Origin of the sequence: Paenibacillus sp. 32352 (assembly GCF_002042965.1) — a bacterium.
Lineage (GTDB): Bacteria > Bacillota > Bacilli > Paenibacillales > NBRC-103111 > Paenibacillus_S > Paenibacillus_S vulneris.
On the sequence record NZ_MZNT01000018.1, the window covers coordinates 138,901 to 165,658 of the forward strand.

The 26,758-nt window shown below is 47.2% G+C and carries 22 protein-coding genes and 1 pseudogene; 15 read left to right on the top strand and 8 right to left on the bottom strand.

Going from position 1 to position 26,758, the window contains the following annotated elements; genetic code table 11:
- Positions 1-4 precede the first annotated feature (4 nt).
- Positions 5-223, top strand: coding sequence for a hypothetical protein (locus B1728_RS31815; protein ID WP_079914447.1), 219 nt, complete (start codon positions 5-7; stop codon positions 221-223).
- Between the two features lie 166 nt (positions 224-389).
- On the opposite strand, the gene B1728_RS35965 is transcribed toward B1728_RS31815, so the two are convergent.
- From B1728_RS35965 to B1728_RS31830, 4 genes and pseudogenes are all read right to left on the bottom strand, one after another.
- On the bottom strand, positions 390-575 hold the full coding sequence (locus B1728_RS35965) for a hypothetical protein (RefSeq protein WP_144028080.1): 186 nt from the start codon (positions 573-575) through the stop codon (positions 390-392).
- A 131-nt stretch (positions 576-706) separates the two neighbouring features.
- A complete protein-coding gene (locus B1728_RS31820; RefSeq protein WP_079914448.1) occupies positions 707-988 on the bottom strand; it encodes a hypothetical protein in 282 nt (93 codons plus the stop codon).
- Between the two features lie 150 nt (positions 989-1,138).
- On the bottom strand, positions 1,139-1,672 hold the full coding sequence (locus B1728_RS31825; protein WP_179136282.1) for a DUF3221 domain-containing protein: 534 nt from the start codon (positions 1,670-1,672) through the stop codon (positions 1,139-1,141).
- Positions 1,673-1,891: 219 nt separating this feature from the next.
- Positions 1,892-2,140: pseudogene (locus B1728_RS31830) on the bottom strand (transposase); the annotation flags it as partial.
- A gap of 540 nt (positions 2,141-2,680) precedes the next feature.
- Here B1728_RS31830 and B1728_RS31835 point away from each other — a divergent pair.
- The 6 genes from B1728_RS31835 to B1728_RS31860 all read left to right on the top strand — a co-directional run bounded on the left by B1728_RS31835 (position 2,681) and on the right by B1728_RS31860 (position 15,732).
- Positions 2,681-6,532, top strand: a complete 3,852-nt coding sequence (locus B1728_RS31835) for a helix-turn-helix transcriptional regulator (RefSeq protein WP_079914451.1) — start codon at positions 2,681-2,683, stop codon at positions 6,530-6,532.
- Between the two features lie 312 nt (positions 6,533-6,844).
- On the top strand, positions 6,845-10,810 hold the full coding sequence (locus B1728_RS31840; protein ID WP_079914452.1) for an S-layer homology domain-containing protein: 3,966 nt from the start codon (positions 6,845-6,847) through the stop codon (positions 10,808-10,810).
- Between the two features lie 298 nt (positions 10,811-11,108).
- Positions 11,109-11,825, top strand: a complete 717-nt coding sequence (locus B1728_RS31845; RefSeq protein ID WP_079914453.1) for a stalk domain-containing protein — start codon at positions 11,109-11,111, stop codon at positions 11,823-11,825.
- A gap of 187 nt (positions 11,826-12,012) precedes the next feature.
- Positions 12,013-12,750: a tRNA(His) guanylyltransferase Thg1 family protein gene (locus B1728_RS31850; RefSeq protein ID WP_079914454.1), complete on the top strand. Its 738-nt coding sequence runs from the start codon at positions 12,013-12,015 to the stop codon at positions 12,748-12,750.
- A gap of 2 nt (positions 12,751-12,752) precedes the next feature.
- A complete protein-coding gene (locus tag B1728_RS31855; RefSeq protein WP_079914455.1) occupies positions 12,753-13,193 on the top strand; it encodes an ATP-binding protein in 441 nt (146 codons plus the stop codon).
- Positions 13,194-13,629: 436 nt separating this feature from the next.
- Positions 13,630-15,732, top strand: coding sequence for a TerD family protein (locus B1728_RS31860; RefSeq protein WP_079914456.1), 2,103 nt, complete (start codon positions 13,630-13,632; stop codon positions 15,730-15,732).
- A 131-nt stretch (positions 15,733-15,863) separates the two neighbouring features.
- Here the strand turns inward: B1728_RS31860 and B1728_RS31865 are convergent, their stop codons facing one another.
- From B1728_RS31865 to B1728_RS31875, 3 genes are all read right to left on the bottom strand, one after another.
- Positions 15,864-16,610 carry a sulfite exporter TauE/SafE family protein gene (locus B1728_RS31865; protein WP_079914457.1) on the bottom strand — a complete coding sequence of 249 codons (747 nt, stop codon included), beginning with the start codon at positions 16,608-16,610 and terminating at the stop codon, positions 15,864-15,866.
- Between the two features lie 316 nt (positions 16,611-16,926).
- A complete protein-coding gene (locus B1728_RS31870; protein WP_079914458.1) occupies positions 16,927-17,562 on the bottom strand; it encodes a TetR/AcrR family transcriptional regulator in 636 nt (211 codons plus the stop codon).
- 110 nt (positions 17,563-17,672) lie between these two features.
- On the bottom strand, positions 17,673-18,287 hold the full coding sequence (locus B1728_RS31875; protein WP_079914459.1) for a VC0807 family protein: 615 nt from the start codon (positions 18,285-18,287) through the stop codon (positions 17,673-17,675).
- A 301-nt stretch (positions 18,288-18,588) separates the two neighbouring features.
- Between B1728_RS31875 and B1728_RS31880 the strand changes: the two genes are divergently transcribed.
- The 6 genes from B1728_RS31880 to B1728_RS31905 all read left to right on the top strand — a co-directional run bounded on the left by B1728_RS31880 (position 18,589) and on the right by B1728_RS31905 (position 21,566).
- Positions 18,589-19,095 (top strand): hypothetical protein, encoded by a 507-nt coding sequence (locus B1728_RS31880; RefSeq protein WP_079914460.1) that lies wholly within the window; start codon positions 18,589-18,591, stop codon positions 19,093-19,095.
- Positions 19,096-19,185: 90 nt separating this feature from the next.
- Entirely contained in the window at positions 19,186-19,650 is a 465-nt protein-coding gene (locus B1728_RS31885) for a hypothetical protein (RefSeq protein WP_079914461.1), read from the top strand.
- Between the two features lie 346 nt (positions 19,651-19,996).
- Positions 19,997-20,206, top strand: coding sequence for a hypothetical protein (locus B1728_RS31890; protein ID WP_079914462.1), 210 nt, complete (start codon positions 19,997-19,999; stop codon positions 20,204-20,206).
- Between the two features lie 107 nt (positions 20,207-20,313).
- Positions 20,314-20,514, top strand: coding sequence for a hypothetical protein (locus B1728_RS31895; protein WP_079914463.1), 201 nt, complete (start codon positions 20,314-20,316; stop codon positions 20,512-20,514).
- A gap of 32 nt (positions 20,515-20,546) precedes the next feature.
- Positions 20,547-21,002 carry a signal peptidase II gene (lspA, locus tag B1728_RS31900; RefSeq protein ID WP_079914464.1) on the top strand — a complete coding sequence of 152 codons (456 nt, stop codon included), beginning with the start codon at positions 20,547-20,549 and terminating at the stop codon, positions 21,000-21,002.
- Between the two features lie 36 nt (positions 21,003-21,038).
- Positions 21,039-21,566 carry a hypothetical protein gene (locus B1728_RS31905; protein WP_079914465.1) on the top strand — a complete coding sequence of 176 codons (528 nt, stop codon included), beginning with the start codon at positions 21,039-21,041 and terminating at the stop codon, positions 21,564-21,566.
- A gap of 144 nt (positions 21,567-21,710) precedes the next feature.
- On the opposite strand, the gene B1728_RS31910 is transcribed toward B1728_RS31905, so the two are convergent.
- Positions 21,711-22,409: a helix-turn-helix domain-containing protein gene (locus B1728_RS31910; RefSeq protein ID WP_256865598.1), complete on the bottom strand. Its 699-nt coding sequence runs from the start codon at positions 22,407-22,409 to the stop codon at positions 21,711-21,713.
- A gap of 629 nt (positions 22,410-23,038) precedes the next feature.
- On the opposite strand from B1728_RS31910, the gene pheS reads away from it, so the two are divergent.
- Entirely contained in the window at positions 23,039-24,073 is a 1,035-nt protein-coding gene (gene pheS / locus B1728_RS31915) for a phenylalanine--tRNA ligase subunit alpha (protein ID WP_079914466.1), read from the top strand.
- 22 nt (positions 24,074-24,095) lie between these two features.
- Entirely contained in the window at positions 24,096-26,543 is a 2,448-nt protein-coding gene (pheT, locus tag B1728_RS31920) for a phenylalanine--tRNA ligase subunit beta (protein WP_079914467.1), read from the top strand.
- The last annotated feature ends 215 nt before the right edge of the window (positions 26,544-26,758 follow it).

Here is a 26,758-nt window from a genome sequence, read left to right on the forward strand (position 1 = left end):
AGACGTGGTTATACTGCTTTTAGTTGCGATAGTATTCATTTTACTTTACGTTGCCGTCAAGGTACGCCGTGATAGTATGTTGGAGATGATTTTCATCATTCTTCTTTTAGTTGGAGGCATGATCCTCTTTTATCAAATCCTCTATTTTGAAGATAGAATGCCGTTTTATGGAGTAAGCAGACTGGGACACTTTCTTTGCCATGCTATTATTTCCTTCTCATAGATGTATAATAATTCCTCTATCAATTTAGAATAATATCACATAGTAAGCACAAAGTCACTGTTTATCCTTTTTCATATAGTTCTTTAGGTATAAATAAGAATAAAATTGATATCAGTAATAGATCTGAAAAAATAGAATGGAACATGCCTTTTATCACAAATTTCAACTAATTAATACCTTTTCTTTTTAATTTTATAGCCCTCCAAACTTTTTCCGCAACTTCAACAGCATCATTAAAAAGAAACTGTGTTCTTCCATGTTGTTCATTAGTATTTTCTTTAACATATGCATAAACAAAATCTCTTCTAAGTTGTTTATTAGTACATAAATGAAATTGATCATTATTAATCAATTCATCTTCAAGTTCCTTTAGGAGTTTGTTTTGTGCTTCTAATTCTTTTTCTCTCTTTTCGTGGTTTATCTTATTAATTGCATCCCTATGATCTTCAATAATTTCTTTTAATTCTTCATCAGGATCTTCAACTATTTGGACTTGAATATTAAATCATCATTGTACTCTTCAACTTCCTTTTCAATAACATTCATTAATTTATCTGGAACATAATTTCGGCTTATCATTTCTTCTGTAATTAGTTTTTCATCAATAAGGCTTTGTGAGAATTTGTCTTCTAAATAAAAAATATATTTAATATCCGAATTATGTGCAAAATCCAAGAATTCTTCAAAAGAACCGTTTTCCACATCACTAAATTCTATATCAATATTCTTTGTGCGACCTATAATTGTTTTAATACCAACCCACATAAATAACCTTTTTTTCTAACTTGCTACTGACCAAACAATGACTATGAACTATTAATAAATTCCATTAATATATCCACTGTACAAAAAAATCATGTAAACAATAAATCATTTTTTATTTATTTTAATGAAGAGAGAAACTCCCTTCCTTTTTCATCTAGCGATAACCTCACCAGTGTCTGAGTTGATTTTTTTTACGATTATCTTTGCTTCATCTAAAAAGTTACCAATCTCAACATGCCATTGCTTAATTGCGACGTGAAATTCAGCTTTCCTTATATATGGGTTATTAATTTCATCTTTAGAGTATCCTAACGCTTTTCCTATTGCTACCTCTTGACTTATTGAGCTTCCACTTTTGTTTTCCAGCGTTTTAATAACTAATTTTGTACCCATTGCTTGTTCAGGATATGATTCTGCAATTTCACCAGTAACCCATACTTCAACATTCATTCCAAGCTTTAATTGATCTTTATTAAGGAAATTTTTCTTTTCATCAATGATTTTTGCATTAGTGATGGATACATAAATCGCTCTTGGTTTGTTTTCTTTCTGTTCGACAACTAAAACAGAGTTTTCTCCTAATTTTACAATAAGTCCTGTCATTACAGCTCTTTCATTCTTTCCACAACCTGTTGTAGTGAAACTAAGGATTAAAATTACAATAATAAAACACTTATAGTTCACTTCATCATCTCCTTCCAATATGGTAATTAAAGAGTAAGATAGCTATTAATATAGCTATCTTACTTGAAAAAAACTATGGGCTTGTAGTAACCGTATAAACCCCTAGAGCACTAATTACATTTTGGACTTGCGTATAAATTCCACCTGACCCAGTATGAATACCCATGATTGTATATCCAGCCCAGATAGTAGAACCGCTATCTCCTTTCATTGAAGAATAACTAGCCTGTTCTCCTCTTCCAGATCACGAATCCGTTTCTGAAGATCACGTATGGCCTTGTCTTCCGGTTTTAGTTGCCCACTACCGGGAAACGCCCCGCTGCCATCCTGTTTAAACTCGGCGATCCAGCGATAGATCGTATTCTCATGCAGATCCATCTCACGGGCTACCTGCGCCACCGACTTCCCTTCTTTTTGAACGAGTCGAACGGTTTGAAGTTTGAATTCTTTGTCGTATTTTTTCGTCATGTCGGACACCTCGATTATGAATGCTTTTATTTTCACACTCTCGGTTCTCCGTGTCCAATATTGAGTCTAGCACCACAATTGATGGAATACATCATTGGGGAAAAAAACAGGAAATATCTTAAAATACTCAGGAATCATAATGCTATCATACTTGTTCCCGTCAGTCATGAAATGTTATTAGGGGATTTAGCGGATGAATGGATCCATTTGTAATTGCTCAACGAAATACAGAATTTTTTACCTTGAGTTAGCTTCAAGCTAGCGGCGCGGGTTCGATTCTCATTACCTGCTTCTACCAGATTGGCTATGAATGTTGGTTTGTAGCATACAAGTAAAGTCTTTTCCAATGCATTTCCTTAAAAACTATCCCAATGCATCGATATTCGCCAGTGACTGTGCGAGTATTATGCATTTTTTTGTATCAAAGCAATTAGAGAAGAAACGAGCTTGAAGCAAAAAGGGGAACAGCGCACATTGTCGAATTATTGTAGTTACATGCAATATGGACGTATGCTGCTTATAAAGGGGTAGTGTTAGACAATGCAAGAGCTTCACAAAACCTTCCAGATCCCGGATGAAATCTATGGAAGAGATGAGGAATTGGCTGTCCTGCAACATGCATTTCACTGGGCTTCTCTGGGCTCAACCGAAGTGGTGATTATTTCGGGGCAGCCCGGCGTGGGGAAAACCTCCCTCGTGCAAAAGAGCTTTAAGTCCGGCGTTATCGGAGTTTGCAAGTTTGCGTCAGGCAAATTTGATCAATATAGTACCGGAACCCCTTACGAGCCCTTCATCAAATGCTTTCAAACCGTCATTAGACAGGTGCTCACGGAGCCGGATTCCGTACTCCAAGCATGGATTCAACGCATACGAGAAGTGGTTGGATCGAACGGTGCGGTCATTACGGAAGTGATTCCAGAGGCAGGGCTGCTTCTACAGCCTGAGCTTCCGCTAGAGGAGCTGCCTGCTATAGAATCCCAGAACCGCTTTGAATCGGTTTTTTGCCGATTTGTTCAAGTGTTTGCCCAGATGGATCATCCTCTCGTCTTATTTTTTGATGATGTACAATGGGCGGATGAGGCTTCTCTTCGGCTGCTGCACTCCTTGATTGTCTCTCCGGAAAGTCACAATTTGCTTGTTATCGCGGCATATCGGGAGCAGGAAAGCATAGGGAGGATCGAACAATGGCTATTGGAGGAGCATACCGGATATTCGGTGCGCAGAATCTCTCTTAAGCCTCTCGAATTCGGGCATATTCAAAGCATAGTGGCGGCTTCGCTTGGCTGCACTCCTGCTGAATGCTTGCCATTGGCCCATTTGCTGTTTGCCAAATCAGCAGGCAATCCGTTCTACATGAAGCAGCTGTTCAAATTGGCGCAGGACGAGCAGTATATCCGATTTAATGTCCAAGATAATAGGTGGGAATGGCAGTTGGAGGCCATGAATCATTTTCAGGAAATGGATGGGCAAATCGAATATTTGGAGGAACGTATCAACAAGCTGCCGATGCGCTCCAGGCAGTTGCTTGTCATCAGCGCTTGTCTGGGGAATAGGTTTCATGCTGCGCTGCTTAGTGCTGTAAGCGGTTATAAGGAAAATGAAGTTTATGAGCTATTGTCCCCTGCTGTTGAAGTGGGCCTCTTGGCTGCGGTTGAGGAAACGGAAGAGGCTAGGGGATATCAATTTATACATGATAAAATCCAGCAAGCGGCCTATTCCATGCTAGATCATCAACATTTAATGGAAGCACATCATCGGGCAGGATTTTATTTGCTGAAGGAATATGCCGATAAAGAGCCATATTTGTTCGATATTGTGAACCATTTTAACCATGCATTGGATTTGTTATCCCCCGATGACCGTATAATGGCTGCCGGGTTGAACGAGGAGGCGGGCAGGAAAGCATTGCAGTCCTCCGCCTATTCGACAGCGCTGCGTTATTTTCAAACAGGGATGGAATGTGTCCCGGATACCTTCTGGAACGATCGATTTGAATTCATGTTTCAGCTCCATCTAAAGTATGCCGAGTGCGCTTACCTATGCGCTCAATATGAACAGGCTGATGCTGTGCTGAAGGCGCTTTTGAACCGGACGACCCGTTGGTCAGATCGGGTGCAGGTTTATAAATTACAAATTGATCGGTACAGCAACACTGGAAACTATTCGCAAGCCATCGATTTAGGACTTCGATCGCTGCGGGAGGTTGGGATTCGAATAGCGCAAGAGCCGCATAAGTTGGTCATTCTAAAGGAGGTTTTTTTGACCAAACGGTTACTGCAAAAGAGGATGGAGGAGCTGCCTTCTTTACCAGAGGTTACCGACCCGCAAGCCAAAGGGGTGATGGAGCTGTTAGTAGCTCTTGTAGCGCCGACGTTCTTCTTCAACCGCGCCGTATTTGCTATTATTGCTTCCAAATTCATTCGCCTCGTTTACGAATATGGATCTTCTACTGTAGCTCCCAGCTTATATGCGGCTTATGGCATGCTGTTAGGTACGGCACTTGGCCAATACCAGATGGGCTACCGTTTGGGGCAAATAGCGATTGACTTGGCCGATCGTTCTGGTGTGGCCTCCATTAAAACCAAAGTACATGTCATGTTTTACGGTGTCATTTCTCCCTGGGTGCGGTTTGACCGGGATGATGAGGTTAAGCTGGAGCAGGCGGCCCGATTAGGCCTGGAGGCAGGGGATTATGTATATGCAAGCTACGCGATCGGCAGCCTCATCAATTTGTCTTACGTTCGAGATTCCATGGATCGCATGTACGATGTCAATCGCAGAAATTTGCAGGTGATCGAGCAAACCAAAGAGGATTTGGTATACAAGAACGCTCTGATTTACATGGAATTGGCCAACAGCTGGAGGTTCTCTCAGGGAGAAATTTTATCTATTACGGACGGCAGGGGCAGCGAAACGGAATTTTTGGAAGAAGTCATGAAGGATGAGGGAAAAGCTGTCACGCTGTATCAAGTATGTACGTACAAGGCACAAATGTACTATTTGTTTGGATATTACCGGGAAGCGGTCCGCTTATCGGAGCAAGCCAATCCCTATGAGCATTTGTCAGCCCATGCACCTCACTTATCGGAGCATCACTTCTATGAGGCATTATCCATAGCAGCCGCGTGGGAGGAATTGCCGGCAAGTGAACGAAGCGCATATTCCAAAACGTTAAAGCGAAGATATAAGCAGTTCAAGGCATGGGATAGGATATCGCCGGAGAACTTCAGACATAAGCTGCTGCTGATTGAAGGGGAAATAGCCCGTTTAAAAGGGAATGAGCAGGAAATGACCGATTTATATGACCGTTCCATACTGTTTGCCCGTGAGAGGAATTACGTGCAATACCAAGCGATTGGCTGCGAGCTGGCCGCGAAATATCATTTGCATAAAGGCAGGGAAAGAATTGCCCAGGGCTACATGCAGGAGGCGTATGAGCTGTACGGTGTATGGGGTGCTGAGGCCAAACGATATCGATTAAGAGCACAATACCCGCAATGGCTGCAGGAGCCTTCCAACAACCAACCACTAGCATCCTTCGACATTTCAGACGTTGGCTTGGGGCAATCCCAGCAAAAGGATATAGACATTCATGGTACACCAGAGGATGTGAATGTAAGGAAAGAGACTGCTGCAAAAGAGATCGATTTTGGTGCGATTGTAAAAGCGTCCTTATCTATGTCACAGGGGCTAGATCTGAAGGAGCTTCAGAAGCATCTGCTTGAAATTATTATGGAGACCTCGGATGCGGAAAAAGGATGCCTGCTTGTACTAAGAAACGGCGAGTTGCGATTGGAAGCCGTTATGCGAGGTAAGGGGGAGGCAGCGGATGTATCTATCGCTTTAGAGGATAGCGAGGAAGTTCCGGTCACTATGATTCAGTACGCATCCCGTCTAGGGCATTGGGTACAATCCGAAAATGCTTCCCAGGATGATCTTTTTCAAACAGATCCCTATATTATCCGAAAGCAAAGCCGGACGGTTTGCTGCTTACCGCTTTATTTGCAAGATCGATTTTCAGGCATGCTTTATTTGGAAGATAGCAGACGATGCCATTCTTTCTCGGATGATAGGATCGACACTGTTCGTATACTGGCCTCCCAAGCTTTATTTGTCTGGAAGCTGTCCGGTTCATTCGGAGATCATTCGGATTCTCCTCCCGCGACAACAGAGATTAAGCAGGAGGAGGGCATTGTTGACGCCTTGACCGACCGCGAGCTTGAAGTACTGAATCTGATGGCCTCCGGAATGACGAATAAGGAAATCGCTTATCAGCTGGGAGTAACGGCAGGAACGGTTAAGGTTCATATCCACAACATCTTCAGCAAACTGAATGTGAACCGGAGAACGAAAGCTATCGCCGAAGCCAAAAAGAAAAACATACTGAATTAGCAAAAAGGATGCGCGAAGCATCCTTTTTTTGCAGAATTTATAAATTTTGGGACTCCCCGTAAAGTACCTGAATCAGCTTCGAAGCCAAGGCCCCGCTTTGTGGGGTTCTTTTATGCGGAAAAAATGGTTTTTTCTTTGGGTCTATACCATTTGGTATATGCGGTTTTTTGTCGAAATAGATACAATCGTAGCGTACTTCAAACAGAGAAAACGGTTTGAAGCATATTCATATAGGCAGGAGGAACTAATTTATGGGAGCCTTATAGACATCGGTACGAAGGATAGAAATTATGAAGTAGGGAGGATACTGTTTTGCAATCGGCATGGTCCAAAAACAGCTTCAAACACTGGCGAATGATTATCACTTATATTCTTATTGCCGGGTTGATAGCGCTTGGTGGGGTGCTTCCGGTTCAAGCCGATTCAAGTGCTGCCGGCAGCTCTTTCAGCAGCTTTACGGTGACTACGGATACCCCCGCTTATTTTAGTGGCTACATGGATAACCAAGGGGGCTATTCAAAAGAAACGCCGGTCTATCATTTTAAGTTCACTGCTGCTGATCCTGTGCAGGCGGGTGATATCATACAAGTTGAGCTGCCTTATCAGTATAATTTTGAAGGGAACCCTAGCTTATTTATATGGACAGCCAATCAGGCGATTCCGACAGCCAACATGGCTGTTATGGTTAATGGAATATCCAGGAGCATCGTGGATACAGCAGCTACCCAATACTCCGAGAATGGGAAGCCAGCCTTGCAATTCAAAATGTCCGGCGGCATCGTAAGCGGTGATAGTGTGGATATTCGATTGATGAATTTTTTGATCACCCCCGATTATCATTACATGAGACCGGGGCCGCAGGAGTATGCGATCAGCACGGACAAAAACGCGACCCCTTTACCAACGACACACAATCTGTTCACTAATAATGTTGCGGATTATTACCCGGATGCCGATTCGTACGCGGCAGCAGCCGTTACGGGGTATCACTTCAAGTTTACTGTGATGCAGCCCATTGATCCAAGCTCAAGCATCACGATAGTGTTTCCTCAAGAAAGTACGAGACCTGCCGTGGCGGATGCCTCCAAAATAAAAATCAATGGAATGGCTGCTTCTTCGGCCGTTTGGTCCGGCAATGAATTGACGGTCCAGACCTCGATTGCATTGCCAAGCTTCTCAACCGTTCAGATTGACATGGATTCCGCCGCTCAAGTGACGAATCCGTCCGTACCGGGCTATTACAATTACGACATCAAGACCAGTGTCGATCCAAAGCCTGCGTCCCGGAAGATCGGAATCATGCCCTCATCAGGGGGGTCTTTGGCAGATAATCCATCTCATAACGGGGGCTATGTAAGCAGTAATGGTAATCAATTGCGCTTTATGTTTGCTGCGCCTACTATACTGAAGGCAGGGGACACCGTTACTGTGTCCAGCGCTCCCGGTACTATATTGAGTGATCCTAGTATAGCCGCCGGAGATATTAAATTGGAATGGTCAGCCCCATACCAAGAGCAAAACGAAGCCTCTCCGAGCTCAGTAACTCGGTTAGCAGACAACAAGCTTCAATTCGTACTTCCTGCAGAATATTATTGCGATCCTGATTATCATCTCGTCTTCAACCTTCCAAACGTCATTGCCCAAAGCTACGGGGAATATGAATTTCAAGTAACCACTTCGCAGCAGCGTATCCCTGCAAGCGTAACGCTGCTTGTTACACCTCTGCAAATTCAAAATCTGAAGCTGAATGTCAGCTCGACAGTGGCAGACACTCCCAATGTGTCCTATTCGTTTGCTTTCGAGACGAACGAGCCGTTGGAGGAGGGAGACGCATTTCAAATCGTGATTCCTCGGGGAATGACCGTTCCGGAAGGAATACAAGCAAGGGATGTTAGCGTTAATGGCGTGCAGGCAGACAGTGTTTCGTATGATCGATTTCTGCGTAAGCTTAGTGTTGGGGTCCCCATGAATCTGCACTTGATGGATCCGGTTACCATCACCATCGCCGGCAGTGCGGGGCTGACCAATCCGGCTATTGGGGAATACTCGTTCAGCGTCTATCCTATGTGGTACGACTGGGAAGCAGCTGTCGTAAAAATTAGCTTTACCGAAGCGCCGACTATGACGGGAATTACGATTTCTCCGAATACTGTAGATCTGAAGCTGGGAGAAAGGGTGAACAAGCAGCTTCAGGTAACGGCGAATTTTTCAGATCAATCGGTTAAGGACATAACAGCCTCAAGCGCAGGCACGACGTATAGCAGTAGCGATACGAATGTGGCCATCGTCAGCGCAGACGGACTCATTGAAGCCAAGCAGGCAGGACAAGCGGTGATTACCGTTACCAGCAGCGGTTATACCCATGCGGTGAACGTAAAGGTAGCCAAAGCCGATGCTCCCCCTCCTGCTACAGTAACAGGAATTACCGCTTCTCCCAAAGTGGTCGAACTGAAGCTGGGAAGCAATGTCAGCCAGCAGCTTCAAGTAACAGCCAGCTTATCAGATCAAACGGCCAGAGATGTTACCGCGGCAGACACAGGTACGACGTACAGCAGCAGCGACACCAATGTAGCGACCGTCCAATCGAACGGTTTGATCGAGGCTAAGCAGTCCGGTCAGGCGGTCATCACGGTAACCAACAGCGTCTACACCGACAAAGTGAATGTTACAGTAACCAAAGCCGACACCCCGACACCGAATATTACGATGACGGGAATAGCCGTCTCACCCAAGGTGGTAGAACTGAAGCTGGGGAGCAATGTCAGCAGGCAGCTTCAAGTGACGGCGAGCTTATCGGATCAAACCACCAAAGACGTCACGGCGGCAAGCACTGGCACGACGTACAGCAGCAGCGATACCAATGTAGCGACCGTTCAATCGAACGGATTAGTCGAAGCCAAGCAGTCCGGTCAGGCGGTCATCACGGTAACCAACAGCGTCTACACCGACAAAGTGAATGTTACAATAGTCAAAGCCGATACCCCGGCACCGAATATTACGATGACGGGAATAGCCGTCACACCTAAGGTGGTAGAACTGAAGCTGGGGAGCAATGTCAGCAAGCAGCTTCAAGTGACGGCGAGCTTATCGGATCAAACCACCAAAGACGTCACGGCGGCAAGCACTGGAACAACGTACAGCAGCAGCGATGCGAACATAGCGACCGTCCAATCGAACGGTTTGATCGAAGCCAAGCAGTCCGGACAAGCGGTCATCACGGTAACCAACAGCGTTTATAGTGAAAAGGTCAACGTCACGGTAGCAGCGGCAGATCAACAAGGCGGCGGTTCATCCACTACGAGACGTCATCATTCATCTTTACCTTTACAAGATCCGGACAGCGTAGAGAAAGACATCATTGCCGCTGAAGGTGGGATTGTAGACCTTAAAGGCATCGCTTATGTACAAATACCTCCGGCTGCGCTGCCTGCAGACGGGAAAATCAAAGCGGCCAAGCTGCCGGCAGATCAAGCTGCGGGCATGGAGCGGTATAGTCCAACGGTGGAGTTCAGCAGCAGTACCGGGAAAACGTTCAAATTACCTGTTACGTTAGGCTTTGCCTATCAAGCTCAACAAGCAGCAGCGGGTTTGAAGCCGGCGGTATATTACTACAACGAATCCCAAGCACGGTGGGTCTACCTTGGCGGTAATTGGAAAGACAACGGTACTATTACCGTGGAAGTGACCCATTTCGGCAAATTTGCCGTATTTGCATCCGAGTCCGTCCAATTTCAAGATTTAAACGGACATTGGGTGGGGGGCTATGCGGACCGCTTAGTCGGCATGAAAGTCATTCGCGGATTTGAAGATCATACATTTCGGCCGGATCAAAATGTCACCCGGGCAGAATTTGTGAAAATGATTGCAGAATTGATGGGATTACCATCTACTGCGGCATCTACTGCGTTTGCCGATAATGAATCGATTCCGAATTGGGCTCGAGGAGCGGTTGCCTCGGCAGTGCAAGCAGGAATTATTAGCGGATATGAAGAGAAGGGCAAGCTTTGGTTCAAATCGAATCAACCGATAACGCGTGCGGAGATGGCAGTGATCTTTAATAGAGTACTGGAGCGGCATCTGACCACTACGAACACGGATAAGGTTGTGTTTTCCGATCAGGCCAGCATTCCGTCATGGGCTCAATCTGCGGTAACCGCGATAGCAGGCCATAAACTGGTTAGCGGCTATCAAGATGGTTCATTCCGTCCTGATCAAAGCGCTACGAGAGCAGAAACGGTAAAAATGCTCTATATGCTATCAGACCTATTGCCGATGTAAATTAGGTTCTGATGAGTTTAAATTACGAACCCAAACAAAAGCATGAACATGTCCATCCTGGTTTCTTATAGAACCAGGGTGGCTTTTTTACTATGCGCTGAGTGTGCGTTAATTTTGTGATATTTTCATAGCAACAGAAGTTATTTTGAGGAATGAACGGAATTGGTGGCCGAACTGCTCCCGATTTGTTCACAAAAATGGTCCAAGGTTTTCCAAATCATTCTATTCAAAATACGGTTGGATAAGGTAGGATATAACAAAGTCCGGAAATATCTAACTTATAATAGGAGAATCTTCAATGAATAAAAGAACTATCTTAGCATCATCGCTTGTGCTTAGTACTGTTTTTACTATTGGGGCTTTCACAGGAGCTACAGCTGAAACCAACTTAAAAGAAATCAGCGCATACATTAACACTTCTCTCAACATAAAGCTTAACGGAAATTCGTATGTCCCCACTGATAGCGAAGGGACGAAGTTGAGTCCTATAGTCTATAATGGGAATTCCTATTTACCTGTACGTTCAATAAGCCAGGTACTAGGTATAGCAGTAAACTATGATGAAGCCACAAGTACAATCATGTTAGGTGAACAGGAAGGAAAGGGGACGAAACTAGAAGGTTTAAGGGCAAGTGGTGGTTCCTCCGTTGTTGCTTCCAGGGATGCGGATATTCTTTCTATTCATGGCGAAACCATAAATGATGGCTTTTATTCGCTAAAGCCGCATGACATTCTACCAAGTACAATAAACTTTCGATTCCATGAAAAATATCAAAAGCTTTCGTTCCGGGTAGGCGTTATAGGAAGTCCAGCTACCATTGTTGTTTCGGACCAGAAAAACAAGGTGGAATTGAAGAAATTTACAGTAAGTGAATCCGATAAATTAAAACAAATCGAAATAGCAGCTATTGCAGATGTCGATTATCTGGATATTCACATCTTTGGAAGCGCGGACAGCAAAAGGGAACAGTTCACAACAGAAAAAGTGGTTATTGCAGATGCATTCGTGAAATAGAATCTGGATCAATTTATCATTTAAGGAATGAAGTCTATGAAGCTGATGGAGTTATGAATCCCTCAAGGGTATGCGATGGGATATAACAAATTTTATGATGGGTATAAGGAAGCTATATCCTGAACCCAAGTTGGGACAATAATGGTACAGATTGTTTTTCGTCTGAAAATAGAAAGGATGGGTAACCATGAGTAAAGACGATTTCGGAAATCGGATGAAAGGGTACGAGAATGCCTTCCGTCATTCATTGCCGCAGCGTATGCCTGTGATCCTGAGAATTGACGGCTGCCACTTTCATACGTTTACGAGGGGGATGAAGAAGCCTTTTGATGAGCAGCTAACCGGCGCCTTATGGGAAACCTGTAAGTATCTTGCAAGCAACATTATGGGCTGCAAACTGGTGTATCATCAAAGCGACGAGATCTCGATTCTGCTCACCAATTACGATAAATTGACCACGCAATCGTGGTTTGAAAATAACATTCAGAAGATGGTATCCGTTTCCGCGTCGATGGCTACGGCCAAGTTCAATGAGGTATTCAGAAAGCACGCTCCCAATAAGGAGTTAGCTACATTTGACAGCAGGGCGTGGGTATTGCCGCACGACGAGGTGACCAATTATTTTCTATGGCGGCAGCAGGATGCGACGAAGAACAGCATCTCTATGGTCGCACAAGCTCACTTTGCACATGAAGAGCTTCAGGGACTGGACGGAAAGCAGCTGCAGGATAAATTATTTCTGGAAAAAGGCATCAACTGGAACGACCTTCCTGTCTGGCAGAAGCGGGGCGTTTGCATAACCAAGCAGGTTTATTTCAAAGGAGAAGCCCGAAGAAGCAAATGGGATGTCGATCACGACACTCCTGTTTTCTCGCAAAGCAGGAACTACATTAACCAATACGTATACTTGGATAAGGAAGAATAATCGTGGAATGCATCATTTTTATCGGGATTCAGGCTTCGGGCAAATCGACTTTTTTTAAGGAGCGGTTTTTCAATACCCATATGCGGTTGAATTTGGACATGCTCCGCACCAGGCATAGGGAAGACATCTATCTGGCGGCGTCCCTCCAAGCGAAGCAGCCTTTTGTCGTAGATAATACGAACCCAACGAGAGAGGACAGGAGCAAATACATAGCGCTTGCCAAACAATACAAGTTTCGGGTAGCCGGGTATTACTTCGAGCCCGATTTCGAAGCATCGCTAGTACGCAATGAAGCCCGTATGGGCAAAGAAAAAGTTCCTGAGGTCGGCATTCGAAGTGTGATGAAAAAGCTTCAGCCTCCGGAGTATAGCGAAGGATTCGATACGCTGTATCGGGTGAAGAGCGGGGACGGCAAGTTTACTATTGAGGAGATTCAAGGATAGAAAGCTGATTTGGTATTTGCCAAGTCGGCTTATTTTTTTGACACTTGCGTTTAAAAATTTCGGGGTTCTCCGTAATGGAATGGTTGTAGGGGCAGGTTGTTGAGTAACTTTTTCATCTCGTCGTAATACTTTCACCCTGTTCGCAAGAGGAAGGATATGGGAAGATAAATACACGAAAGGCCGGGAACACGGACTTTCACTTACCTTCAGGCTATTGGGCTCCTTCCTTTTACAACTATCTTGGGTGATCTAGGGGCGCAGCTTTCTTGAAGGCGAATCAGGCTATCGCATCTCTTCCTTCTAAAAAACTCTGTTAAAGTATAGAGATGCGAATTTCCTGGTTTATTTTATAATCGGAAAGGAGGCATCCAGGCTATTATATTCCTTCCTTCTCACTATTCCACGATTAGGGATATTCATTTCCTGGAGTCTTTATATGAAAAATGTGATTTATCTGCGTAGAGAAAACAAGCTGATTATAGAACCGGGTTCGGGCTCCAGTCCGCTTCCCGAGAGATATTTGGCCACGGCCATGAAAAATATCGAGTACCTTGGCTTTACCTTCTCAAAGCGGCTCATGGATACAGTCCGGACGTTATCCGTCGAAGCGTTCACGCAACTGTACGATCAGCTGGTTGCTGATTTGAAAACCCTAATCGGTGCTCATGTGAATTACAAGCCGATGTATCCTAACTTTCCTCAACAAGTCATGCTGGCAAGTGAAGCAGAGCTTTATATCAACGCCATCCTTCATTACATCACGCTTGAATTGCCGCAATATGAAGCTATCGACCGGTTTCCTATGCTCGAGCAATTGGACTTGAAGGTCATCGATCTGGGGAGCGAAGCGGAATTCGATCAAATGATTCGGCAGCTCCTTCAAGCGAAGGTATCCATCTCGGCAACGGATAAGGAAGATATCGATTGGGTCATTGCGCATTATGAGGATTTGGAAACCATTCTGCCATTGGAAATCCCTCTGAAAGAAAATGTAGGCTTGGTAGTCGGAGCGCTGATCAAACACGGCAGAGCAAACGTTAAGCTTGTCGGCCGATACATTAAAACCGCAACGGACGTCCTTCGGCTGGCGGCTGCACTATCAGACGGGGATATCAGCCTGGCCAACCCTACGAAATTCCGGAAGTTCAAACGATCCGAAAGACGATTGCTTTTGGGGCTGTTGGAGCAATGCCATCCTATAACGGAAGATATGCTTAGATTCAAGCATCGCTGGATTCGTTTGGGGGAGATTTTGCATCCTTCGGAGTACAAAAACCAATTCTTTCATTGTAAAGAGGCGTTTGATATTCTTCGGAACAACAAGCCTTTTGAGACCTTTAGAGGAAGACTTGAGCTGGCGCTTCTCTATAACAATGTGTGGACAGCGGTCGATTTGTTAAGAACCCGTCCTGGCGAGTTTGCCCGAAAACTGGACCATGTATTGAGAATAACGGACATAACGGATGATGCTCTGCTTGTTGTTGAAGCGTTCGGGGAAGTGATTGAGCAAGTAGCCACTCCGGTGCTGCTGCAAGTACAGAATCATTTTCAGCATAGAAATGATCTGCAAGGGCTTCGTACCTTTTTTCCAAAGGGGAATGTAGCTAAAGCGGTTGCGATTCAAAATCGGCTTGTCCAGATGGCCCCCGAGGTATGTCAAGCCATCGTGGATTTGTGCCGGAGCACATTGATCAGGCGTTTTGCAGCATTGCCGTCATTAGGCAGCATCTATATGGATGAACGCTTGCAGTCCTACAAGGTTCCCTTCTCCCAGAGATCGGCCAGCAAGTCCCTGCGAACGATAGTAAGGGGGAGCCAGCTGGAGATGCCGCCGGGGAATACGATCCGTTTTTTCACTTGGTGGAAGGAAGGCGTTATCGACGGGAGACCTACGGGACGAGTAGATATTGATTTGTCGGCGGTTATGTACGATGAGAATTGGCAGTACGTAGAGCACATCTCCTACACGAATCTTCGCTCTGACAAGTACAAGGCTGCCCATAGCGGGGATATTACCTCGGCGCCTAACGGGGCTTGCGAGTTCATCGATCTCCATATTCCTTCCATTGTAAGCTACGGGGGGCGGTATATTGTGGCCTCGCTGAATTCCTTCACGGAGCAGCCTTATTGCGATCTGCCGGAATGCTTTGCCGGGTGGATGATCCGAGCCAATCCGGGTAAGGGCGGGGTTTTCGAGCCTTCGGCCGTGGTGGACAAAATCGATATTACAGCGGATACCCAAATTGCAATCCCTGTCATTATGGACTTGGTCGAGCGAAAGGTCATTTGGACGGACTTGGCTCTTACCAGACATCCTAACTACCATAACAATGTTGAAGGCAATCAACGCGGGATGGTTCTGATGGGGCGAGCGATGACTTCTCTAAAGAAGCCGACTCTGTACGATCTCTTCCTGCTGCACGCCGAGGCGAGAGGCCAGCTGGTCCGCGATGCGGATGCGGCGGATACGATATTTTCCGTAGATCGGGGAATTACGCCTTTCGATACAAGCAAGATCATCGGGGAGTTTATTGTTTAGAAGAAATGATGGGGTGTATAAAAAGAGAACGGTTGCCCCTTAGCCATGATGCTTTGAAAAAGGAGGGAAGCAGCACTAAGAACCAGCTAATGCTTGATAAACATTAGCTGGTTTTTAGTTTCTGCTGTGCCTCACCGTGGAAACAGCAGCAAAATTCCCAGTACCATGATGAGCAGAAACAAGCTGCTTTCGAATTTGGCTGCGGGAATCCGTTTGCTCAGATAGAGACCGAGCGCGGTTGCTCCGAGAATCGCAGGCAAAGAGCAGGCATACAACTCCAGCGCATCCGTTGTCCATAACCCGCCTAGCGCATGACCCGCCACCACAAGAACGCCAGAAATAAGAAAATGCGCCTGCAGGGTGCCACGGAAACGGTCCGGGCTCCAGCGGCGAAGCGTGCCGTAGACAACGACGGGCACGCCATTGAAATTGTAGGCGCTGCCAAGCACGCCCGAGGCAAAGCCGAACGGCAGTACCCAGCCGCGCTCATTCAGCAGTGGACGCTCCATGGCCCGGGACAGACTCTTTTTGACCAGACAGTACCCGCCATAGACGATCAGAAAAACCCCGAGTCCGGAAGTGATCATACTTGAAGGAGTCGTTCGAAGCAGGAGCAGCCCTGCGGGGATTCCGATCACGGCCGTGAACGCCAACCGGATCAGCACGGCGCGGTCAACATGCCGCCAACCGCTGAATACTGTGAATAGGGCGACGGTTAGCCCGGCTAGCCCGATGAGCGATATGGAAGTTTGCAGCGGAATCGGGAGCAGAGCAAGCAGAGGCATGCTCACGATCGCTTCTCCAAAGCCGAACACCGCTCTCATCAAAGCTCCGATAAAAACAGCCGCTATTGCCAGCGTCAGCACCGAAGTCGTCATAGTCCTGTTCTCCTGTTGGGATAACTGGCTGTTGTTTGAATTTCCAAATCATTTCCTCCTTTCGTTTCTGGTATCATATCATAAAGAAATGTGGGTTAAAATACGAATTTTAAGGCGCTTAATAGCACTTGTATTATTTTAAAAATGAGCTGACATAGGGAACTACAATGTTTAAATATGAATCGTTAAAAACGAAATACGTTCGTCTGATGGTGCCGGTTCAAGACGTGATTTGTATAAAAATCTATCGATGTTTCCAGAGGGAACCATGCCAAAAGAAGCCCTCGTTTTTACGAGGACTTGCCATAACGTATGTTTACTTCCTGCCGGCAGGATTGCCGGATTCTTGAGTCTTGCCGCCTCCTAGCGCGTGTAACATGAATTCGTATATATCCTTATCGCTGATTTCGCTACGATCGGGCGACAGGATGTGCTGCACCTGCAATCCGTTTTTGAATAGCGCGAACATTCGAGCTGTTTTCTCCGCGTCGATATGGGAAGGGATGACTCCATGCTGCTGTCCGAATTCGATCCATTTCTTGGAGGCTTGTACTGCGGATTCGTAATAACGGCTCAAGATGCTTGCCACGGCGGGTTTATCCTTTTGGCTGAGCAAATAAATAAAGATCAAATTAGCAGCATTATCCGCACGATTCAAATTGCCAAGCCGTCCGGTCAACGTATCCAGCGGCGCTTCCAGCTCCTTCTCCTCTTCCGGCACCCGGGCGACGGATTCGTAAAAGCGTTGATTCGTTGTCTCGATCCCCGCCTCGAGAATCAAGCCGAACAATTCGTCTTTGCTTTTGACATAATGATAGATGGCCCCCTTGGTCAAGCCGCCGCGATCGGCGATCTCTTGAAGTGTCGTCGCCCGGCAGCCTTTCTCCAAGATCATCTCTTCGGCAATGTCCAGCAGCTTTCTAAGGCTGGCGTTCATTGATTTATCCTGCATGGTTTTCTACCTCCAACCGTTCTTTAGTTTCTTACTGTACTCTGGACAGCCCTGCTTCGGTTTATTATACCTGTACCTTCGATCCCTCTACAAATGAACCGCCCGATGGCCTAGGTTTGGGGATTGGCTGCTGCACGTCTTTTTATCCGCTTCACGTACACGACATTCCACCAGATCGTCAGCCCGAGAATCCCGTACGTGGCGATCGGTGATACGGCAAGAAACGTGGAAATCGGCAGCGCATACACAAGCACAACCTTGACGCACGCCTCCAGCAGCAGGCTGATGCCCCAAACTGCCGTTAGCAGGCGGAACGTGCGCCGATAGTTCGGAAGCCGCTCCCATTTGTCGTTCATTTGGGGATCATGTCCTGTGAACCGCTCGGCGAAATGATAAATGAGCGGCCGGGCCAATAGCAGCGATACCAGAAAGAGCAGCCCCATGATCCCGGTTACATAAGACTCCCGCAGCAGAATAAACCGCTCGTCGCCGCCCATAAGAACTGCGATGATGCCAAGAATAAGGCCAAGAAAGATGAAGCCGGAAAACATATCCGCCTTGCGGTTCTTGATCAGGCTGTACAGCGAGTCGCACAGCGGAACGAAAGCCGCGGCTGACAGCGCCGCCAGGCTGCTCGTATGAGGAATCAGCAGCTGATAAATCGCATAAGGCAGTACGATATTCAGGATGATCGTAATAATGATTTCATTGCGGGTTTTATTCATGTTCATTCATCCTTTCTTTAGGACCGATTAATAAATGTTCACGATCGATGATTCACAAAGCTTTGTTGTCAGCAGCTGTTTCATTTCAATCGACCGACCTTCGGTAGGTATCTTATAAGTATGAGTATACATACCTTTGGTAGGTATGTAAAGGGGCAGTGCAACTTTTTTTGTATGAGATGAGAAACGGGTATGTGTCCAGTGGACGGGAACCATAGTAGGATAAGCAGATAGAAAGAAGGGAATCGATTCATCCGCATCAAATGATATATAGATTCTTACAGGAAGGGAAGAGAACCGATTGAACATTCAAACCCCTATAGATCTGTCGGCCCATGTTGACTGTATGCTGCAGGAAAGAGGAAGCCGCTCGGATGCTTCACTGGAATCTTATCTTAGGTCGCTTTATGTTAGTGTCTTGTCTCATAAAAATGAAGTCATGACCTACTCTTTGCTAGGTAAGCTGCTGGAACAAAGCTTCGATACAGCGCCGATACAATACTTGGAAGAGTGGAACCAATGCAGCAGACCTCCCGTTTTGGAAACAGCCATTGACGGTTTTACTTATACAAGAGAGGTTTTGCAATTTCATATTTTTGATTTGAGGGAGATGGAGCGGCAGGAAGAGGAGAACCGGTACCGGTTCTTAGGGACCACTTCAAGGACAAACCACACCTGGTACAATTTTGACGTTCATTCGTATCTGGAGTGTGCGGCATCCGGACTGGAAGACCGCCTGGGCGACGATCCCCATTGCGATTGGTTCACCTTGGGAGTATTTTTGGAGCTGGGGCGATTGTATGAGTAGATGCACAACCGGGCAGATGAAGCATCGGATCGGCTTCTATAGCAGTTTGCGCCGACATATGGTAAGATTTTATCGCGGAAATGCAGCATCATGGCGTTATCTTTTTACCAAACGTATCTTCACATCGAATCCTTTATGAAATACGGTGATCCCATGCAATCGGTTTTCTCGTCCCGCGTCATTGACCGGGCATTGCTTCGAATCGAATCCTACAAGAAGCTGACTGCCTTATTGCAGTCCACGGCGAATAACGAAGGCATAAGCAGCTTATCTGTCAAAGTATTAAGCAATTTTATGGATACGACTACGCAGGACATTACTAGCACTTTAAAGAAGCTCTCGGATTTTGGCATTATCCAAAGCAACCGGTCGCTGAATGAGTTCAAAGTGCTGCAGCCGGATCTGGAGCAGTCCCCCATCGGGCTGGCGCAATCGCTGCTACGGCTGTTGGTGGATAAACCGGATTGTTCGTTCCAGCAGCAGGCCGATGAGCTTCAGGTTTCGTTGCAAGAGCTGGAGATCCTGTACGGATATTTCGTTATTATTTTGAAATAATGTTCTTCCTGAGCGGGAGTAATAGCTTCAATGGAAGGGATGGAGACCTGTAACCCGCTGGACCGCGAGCCCGAGGGTTATTTGGTTTAAAATCGCCGGAATTAGGGAGCAAGACCACCTTTCACACGCATCCGTGTTCCATGCGGGCTCCCGATAAAAGTCCCGGCTGCTTGCCGCCGAAAGGCGGTTTTACCGCAGGGGGTGGTGCCTCCTAATAACCAGAAGAAAACAAGAAGAAGAGAACAAGGATATAAGAAAAGGAATATAGCGTCATGCAGAATGCTTGCTAAATTTGGAGAAAATAGAGAGTAAGGAAGGATTGGACAACGCAGCAGGAGGCCACCTAATGCCGGTGGAAAGTCTATCAACTAGACTCCAAATAGTTCGTCGGAGGATGGAATCATGTCGTACGGAACAAGCTTCCGATGCGGCTGATGATCCCCATTACCGCTCCGCCAACAAAGAAATAACTGATGAGAACACTAAAGGCAACAAGAAATACGCTTTTCAATACTTTGGTAAAAATGATGGTTCAACTCCAATTCGAATCTATTAAAATAAGCTGTGCAATAATAGGCACTTGTCTAAGGTACATGATTATGAAGGAAAGTTCAAGTTTTACAAAAAAATGGAATTGGTAGATTCGAGGGGAAAGGAACAAGAATGAAAAATAAATTTGAAATCGACTCCGCTTGCGGTATACTCGGTTTGCGGCTGGAGCAGGCGTTGGAGCATTTACACGAACATCACATTCAGGTTCACGAAATGAACGGAAAGCAGTACACTGATGAGACTGGAATTGAGGAGCTGGAGAAGCTGGCGGCCGCTCTGCGCAATGCAGTACCGCGGACTCTCGAGCCTTAAGGACTGCTCAAAGAAAGAAGTGAAATTATCTCATGCTATTTTATTGTATAGCCATTATGGTTATTGCAGTGGATCAGCTGGCCAAAATAGCGGTACGGGGCTCCATAGAGGTCGGGTCCACGGTTACGCTGTGGGAATCCTTTCTCAACTTGACCCACTACGAGAACAGCGGGATGGCGCACAGCTTGTTTCAAGGATATGGAAGGCTCTTTGCCGTATTCGCGGTTATCTTTATCGCAGGGGTGCTGTATTACCGGCAGAAAGGCGAGATCAAGGGGAAGCCGATGGACATAAGCATGGGGTTTCTGGTCGGCGGTGCAGCCGGCAATGCGATTGACCGTATATTATTCGGTAAAGTTACGGATTTTCTGGAGTTTACCTCAGGCCATGGCATTCTTAACTTGGCGGATGTCGCCATTAATATTGGGGTCGTTCTTTTGTTAATAACCGCAGCCCTGTCCATCATTTTAAGAAAACCCGTCTCATAAAAAGTTAAACCAATCGTTCAGATAGGAGAGAAAGAAATGGATTCCAACATGCAAGTGCAGGAAATGCTTTCCGATAATCCGGATATCGTATTTGATGAGGTTGTCAGCATCATTATCGATCATAGCGATATAGAATTTTGGCTGAAATTCACCTCGGAATGGGGAGGCATCCTGTATTACCTGGATGAGAGAAGTAAGAGACAGCACGAGCAGGGGCTTATCGGGCAGGAGCAGTATGAATTTATTAGAAGAACCTACCGGCTAGGATTGATAACAACGACAGGATTGTACGACAAGATGAAGCAAAGCAAGGATGAGGCAGGAGAAGCGGGCGATGCCGATTACACCTTCTCTATGGACTCGCTGGAATGCTACTTTATCCCGGCTTACTTGAAAGAATACTGCAGCTCCAGCGAAGCGCTCAAAAAGCTGGGCGACAAATATATTCAGGCCATGACACAGGCTTTGGAGAGCTATGGCCATCCGGAGGAGAAGCTTGCCTCCATTCAGCGGCTGGTTGAGGAATACATTACGAACATGCATAAGTATGCCAAGCAGCAATAAGGAATCGCTTGTGCTGCCATTACTACGGTGAACTGTACGAATCCTGCACACGAAAACAAGACCCGAGGCTTATCCGCCCCGGGTTTTCGACTGAAAAGGTGCAGACGGTAAGCTATCCCGATGAAGCTCCTGTCCAAAGCCGGGTCAGGCGATCGGTTCCGGTGTAACCAACGGATTATGCGTGATGCCGAGAAAAGCATAGGCTTGGGCAACGACGTCCTCACTACCGTCCTTATAGAAATGCTGGGAAATTTGCTTCATCCCGGTCCGGCTGCCCAGGCGATCCATTTGATTCTTCATCAGCTTGGAATTGCACAGCACCGCGACCTTCTGACAGTGAGGAAACATCCACTTCTGAAGCTCCTCGATCCTTTCATTCGTATCCGGCGAAAAAACAAACGGATGTCCGTTCGCTACCATCCCCCTGTTATCGATAAGCAGCCGTATATGGCCTTTGGTCAAGTAAGTGCAGGCGATCTTCAGATCGAAGGAAAGCTTACCGACATCGTCTGCGCTGAGAACTCCCTTGACCTGCCAGGAGATGACCTGTTCGTCAAAGTCAATGTGGTAAACAAACCGTTCGCTTAAGGCGCGTTCATATTCGCTCTTTACATAAGCGGAGTGCATGGAGAAGCGCTCATTATCAAAAAAATAGCTCATATCGACATCCAGAGCATTTGTTATGATCGATATGTTTTCCAGCGAAATGTTCCGCTCGCCCCGCTCGACGCCGCCAATATAAGAACGGTCCATTCCGCAGCGCACCGCAAGCGCCTCCTGCGACATCCCTGCTTTTAACCTAAGCTCCCGCACCCTTTGTCCAAAGTTAGATAAGATAGCCAAGCGCTAACCTCCTGACCTTAACTTCATGGTTATTATAAGTACCATTATGCAAGAAGGAGTGTGAAAAGTCACCAAATTTCGACAAGCTGCTCACATAAACAAGTGGATATAGCGAAAGATGGGCATGCAAATCTGGACCGGTACTTGCAATGAAGATGCAATTTTCATATAATAAGCTCAAGTTTCATATCCAAAAATGCGTAGACGGAGAAAAGTAAGCAGTGCCTCTTTACAGGGAGGAGCCGCCGGAGATTGAGAGCGGTTCTACAGAAACAGGCTGCCGAAGTTCCCTCCCGAGCAGTCCTTTGAAACCGCAGCTGCCGCTGGGGCAAGTAGGAGGGATCCGGCCAAGAACATGAACGTTCGGAACCGTTACTTTCAATGAGTGAGAAGGAATCCTTATCCTTATTTTGGCGCTGAAGCGCCGGTCGGGTATGGATCTGAAGCCTTCTAACAAGGGTGGTACCACGGCTTATTCGTCCCTTTACCGGGATGAATGAGCCTTTTTTTGTTGCCTGGAGCAGGATGGTTAACAAAGGTTAGCGGCTAATCGGGGGTTATGAGGCAGCGCCCTAAATACGGCGGTCCAGGAAGGCTTTGAAGCAAAAAACTAAAAGGAGGATGAACACATGAAAGAGCGTTTGGAAGCACTAAAAGTCGAAGCGCTGCAGGAGCTGGCTCAGGTGACGAACCAACAGCAGCTTGCTGAAATGAAAATCAAATATTTGGGCAAAAAAGGTCCTTTGACCGAAATTTTGCGCGGTATGGGAGCTTTGAGCGCTGAGGAGCGTCCGGTGATCGGGCAGGTCGCCAATGAGGTTCGCGGCGCCATCGAAGCCGTCATCGAAAGCAAACAGGAGGAGTACCAGAAGGCTGAGACGGAAGCGCGTCTGCGTGCCGAGACGATCGACGTGACGCTGCCGGGCCGGCCTTCGCCTGTAGGGGCGACGCATCCGATCAGCAAAGTCATTCAGCAGATCGAGGACATTTTCATCGGGATGGGCTATACGGTAGCTGAAGGTCCGGAGGTCGAGCAGGACTATTACAACTTCGAAGCGTTGAACCTGCCTAAAAATCACCCGGCCCGCGACATGCAGGACTCCTTCTATATTACTGAAGAAATTTTGATGCGCACGCAAACCTCCCCGGTACAGGTTCGTACAATGGAGAAAATGAAAGGCGAAGTGCCGGTCAAAATCATTTGCCCGGGTAAAGTATACCGCCGTGATGATGACGATGCGACTCATTCCCATATGTTCACGCAAATCGAGGGTCTCGTTATCGACCGCAACATTCGCATGAGCGATTTGAAGGGCACTCTGCTTCAGTTCGTGCGAGAGCTGTTCGGGCAAAATACGCAAATTCGTCTGCGTCCGAGCTTCTTCCCGTTCACGGAGCCAAGCGTTGAGGTTGACGTGACCTGCGCGATGTGCGGGGGCAGCGGCTGCCGCGTATGTAAGCAAACCGGCTGGCTCGAAATCCTCGGCGCAGGCATGGTGCATCCGAACGTGCTGGAAAAGGGCGGTTATGATCCTGAGGAGTACAGCGGCTTCGCTTTCGGACTCGGGGTAGAACGCGTAGCGATGCTCAAATATGACATTGAAGACATCCGTCATTTCTATACGAACGACCTGCGTTTCTTGAAGCAGTTCGCCCATTTGTAATCGAGAGGAGTGTTAAGAGGACATGAAAGTATCTTACCAATGGCTATCCCAGTATGTGGATGTGAATGGTTATTCAGCCGACGAGCTGGCCGAAAAGCTGACGCGAAGCGGCATTGAGGTCGATATAGTAGAAAAGCGCAACAAAGGGGTAGAAAAAGTATTCGTCGGTTTTGTCAAGGCGCGCGAAAAGCATCCGGATGCCGACAAATTGAGCGTATGTACGGTGGATGTTGGGCAAGGCGAGGATTTGCAAATCGTGTGCGGAGCGAAGAACGTGGCCGCAGGCCAAAAGGTTCCTGTAGCCATTGTCGGCGCAAAGCTGCCTGACGGATTGGTGATCAAACGCGCGAAGCTGCGTGGTGTGGAATCTCAAGGCATGATCTGTTCGGCGAAGGAGCTTGGACTGAACGATAAGCTGCTGCCGAAAGAAATCCAGGAAGGAATTCTGGTGCTGCCGGAAGCCACTCCGATCGGGGAGAGCATTCTGGACGTACTGGCGATTAATGATGAGGTGCTTGATTTCGACCTCACGCCGAACCGCTCCGACTGTCTGAGCATGCTGGGAGCAGCGTACGAGATCGCGGCGATTCTTGGCCGTCCGGTTCAACTGCCGGATGCCGAGCAGGGCTTGAATAAGAACGGTGCCGCAGGGCAAGCCTCCAATCATATCTCCGTTGAAATTACGGCGAAGGAGCAATGCTCGCACTATGCTGCGCGCTATATCGAAAATGTTAAGATCGGCCCTTCTCCGCTGTGGATGCAAAATCGTCTGATGGCGGCAGGCGTTCGTCCGATCAATAACATCGTGGACATTACGAACTTTGTTATGCTGGAATACGGTCAACCGCTGCACGCATTTGACGCAGATAAATTGGCTAATGGACATATTGATGTCCGCATGGCGAAGCAGGGAGAGAAGATCGTTACTCTGGATGGAGTGGAGCGGGAGCTAGAGCCGCACATGCTGCTGATTACAGACGGTACGAAGCCTGTTGCGCTCGCCGGAGTTATGGGTGGAGAAAATTCCGAGGTTACGGACGGAACCGTGCGCATTTTGCTGGAATCGGCGAAGTTCGACGGGGGAACGGTGCGCAAGACCTCCCGACAGCTCGGCTTACGTTCCGAGGCTTCGCTTCGTTTCGAAAAAGAAGTAAATCCGGAAGCGGTCATTCCTGCGCTCAACCGTGCGGCTTCCCTTATGGCTGAGTACGCCGGGGGGACGGTAGCATCGGGTATCGTTGAAGCGGTGACCAAGGAAAACAAAGCGGTCCAAATCGAGCTCAGCGTAAGCAGAATCAATCAATATTTGGGTACGGAGCTGACGGCGGAGCAAGTCGGCGCCATCTTTGAAAGACTGCATTTTGCGGTGGAAGCACAAGGCGAAGCCTTCACGGTTCATGTGCCTAGCCGTCGCGGCGACATTACGCGCGCTGTCGATTTGATTGAAGAAGTGGCACGTTTGTACGGCTACGATAACATTCCGACGACATTGATGAGCGGTGTTACGACTCCGGGAGCCTTGACGAAGGAGCAGGTGGTACGCCGTTTGGTACGGAACGTGCTGACAGGAAGCGGCTTGCATGAAGCGATTACGTATTCCTTCACGCATCCGGACCAAATTGCCGAATTCCCGGGTGCGTACCCTGAGGCGAAGCCGATTACCTTGTCCATGCCGATGAGCGAAGAGCGCAGCACGCTGCGCACAAGCTTGATTCCTCATCTGCTGGAAGTGGCGGCATACAACCGGAACCGCAATACGGACGATGTGCAGGTGTTCGAAATCGGCAAGGCGTTCATTACAGACGAAGAGTCCTTGACGAAGCTTCCGGAGGAGCGTCTGATGCTGGCTGCGCTTATTACAGGCAAACGTCATGAAACGCATTGGACGGGCAAGGCAGGCGACGTCGATTTCTACGATTTGAAGGGCGTATTTGAAAGTGTTGTAAGCTACCTGGGCCTGCAAGGTATCGGCTATAAAGCGGCTCAGCCTGAAGGCTTCCATCCGGGCCGTACGGCGCATATTACGCTGCAAACAGCGGAAGGAGAGCAAGTGATCGGGACGATCGGCCAACTGCATCCTTCCCTGCAGCAGAAGAAGGATTTGGCGGACACTTACGTGCTGGAGGTAGAATTCTCAGTGCTGGCCGAGCAGGCAAGCGGCCGCATCACGCACAAGCTGCTGCCTCGTTATCCGTCCATCGGACGGGACATTGCCGTTGTCGTAAACAGAGACGTGCAGGTTGGCGACCTGATGGCCAAAGTTCGTGAAGTCGCCGGCAGCCTGCTAGAGTCGATTCAAGTATTTGATATTTACACAGGCGAGCGTTTGGGCGCCGACAAGAAGAGCGTTGCGCTTGCTCTCGTGTACCGGACTCCTGAACGTACCCTGACCGATGAGGAAGTCAGCGAGCTTCACGCAAAAGTCGTGGAAGCATTGGAACAAACATTTGAAGCCGAGCTGCGAAAGTAATCGGCAGTATCATATAGAAGCAAGCTTTTGATGCAAAAGGTTCCCGTATCGCGAGATACGAGGAGCCTTTTTTCTATGCACCTTATAAAATTCAGGGCACCCCGCAAAGTACCTGAATCAGCTTGGAAGCCAAGGCCCGAGTCTGTCGAGAAACCTAGTTTTGCGAGAACTTTGCTAAATATGGAGGTGGGGTATTCCTCGGAAGAGTTTACGTC

What these genes read in the sequence shown, in the direction of transcription:
- lspA (WP_079914464.1), top strand. Translation starts at nt 20,547, where the DNA reads ATGCTATTTTATTGTATAGCCATTATGGTTATTGCAGTGGATCAGCTG.
- pheT (WP_079914467.1), top strand. Translation starts at nt 24,096, where the DNA reads ATGAAAGTATCTTACCAATGGCTATCCCAGTATGTGGATGTGAATGGT.
- B1728_RS31905 (WP_079914465.1), top strand. Translation starts at nt 21,039, where the DNA reads ATGGATTCCAACATGCAAGTGCAGGAAATGCTTTCCGATAATCCGGAT.
- B1728_RS31820 (WP_079914448.1), bottom strand. Translation starts at nt 988, where the DNA reads ATGTGGGTTGGTATTAAAACAATTATAGGTCGCACAAAGAATATTGAT.
- B1728_RS31870 (WP_079914458.1), bottom strand. Translation starts at nt 17,562, where the DNA reads ATGCAGGATAAATCAATGAACGCCAGCCTTAGAAAGCTGCTGGACATT.
- B1728_RS31845 (WP_079914453.1), top strand. Translation starts at nt 11,109, where the DNA reads ATGAATAAAAGAACTATCTTAGCATCATCGCTTGTGCTTAGTACTGTT.
- B1728_RS31885 (WP_079914461.1), top strand. Translation starts at nt 19,186, where the DNA reads ATGGCGTTATCTTTTTACCAAACGTATCTTCACATCGAATCCTTTATG.
- B1728_RS31895 (WP_079914463.1), top strand. Translation starts at nt 20,314, where the DNA reads ATGAAAAATAAATTTGAAATCGACTCCGCTTGCGGTATACTCGGTTTG.
- B1728_RS31860 (WP_079914456.1), top strand. Translation starts at nt 13,630, where the DNA reads ATGAAAAATGTGATTTATCTGCGTAGAGAAAACAAGCTGATTATAGAA.
- B1728_RS31865 (WP_079914457.1), bottom strand. Translation starts at nt 16,610, where the DNA reads ATGACGACTTCGGTGCTGACGCTGGCAATAGCGGCTGTTTTTATCGGA.
- B1728_RS31850 (WP_079914454.1), top strand. Translation starts at nt 12,013, where the DNA reads ATGAGTAAAGACGATTTCGGAAATCGGATGAAAGGGTACGAGAATGCC.
- pheS (WP_079914466.1), top strand. Translation starts at nt 23,039, where the DNA reads ATGAAAGAGCGTTTGGAAGCACTAAAAGTCGAAGCGCTGCAGGAGCTG.
- B1728_RS31835 (WP_079914451.1), top strand. Translation starts at nt 2,681, where the DNA reads ATGCAAGAGCTTCACAAAACCTTCCAGATCCCGGATGAAATCTATGGA.
- B1728_RS31875 (WP_079914459.1), bottom strand. Translation starts at nt 18,287, where the DNA reads ATGAATAAAACCCGCAATGAAATCATTATTACGATCATCCTGAATATC.
- B1728_RS31890 (WP_079914462.1), top strand. Translation starts at nt 19,997, where the DNA reads ATGCCGGTGGAAAGTCTATCAACTAGACTCCAAATAGTTCGTCGGAGG.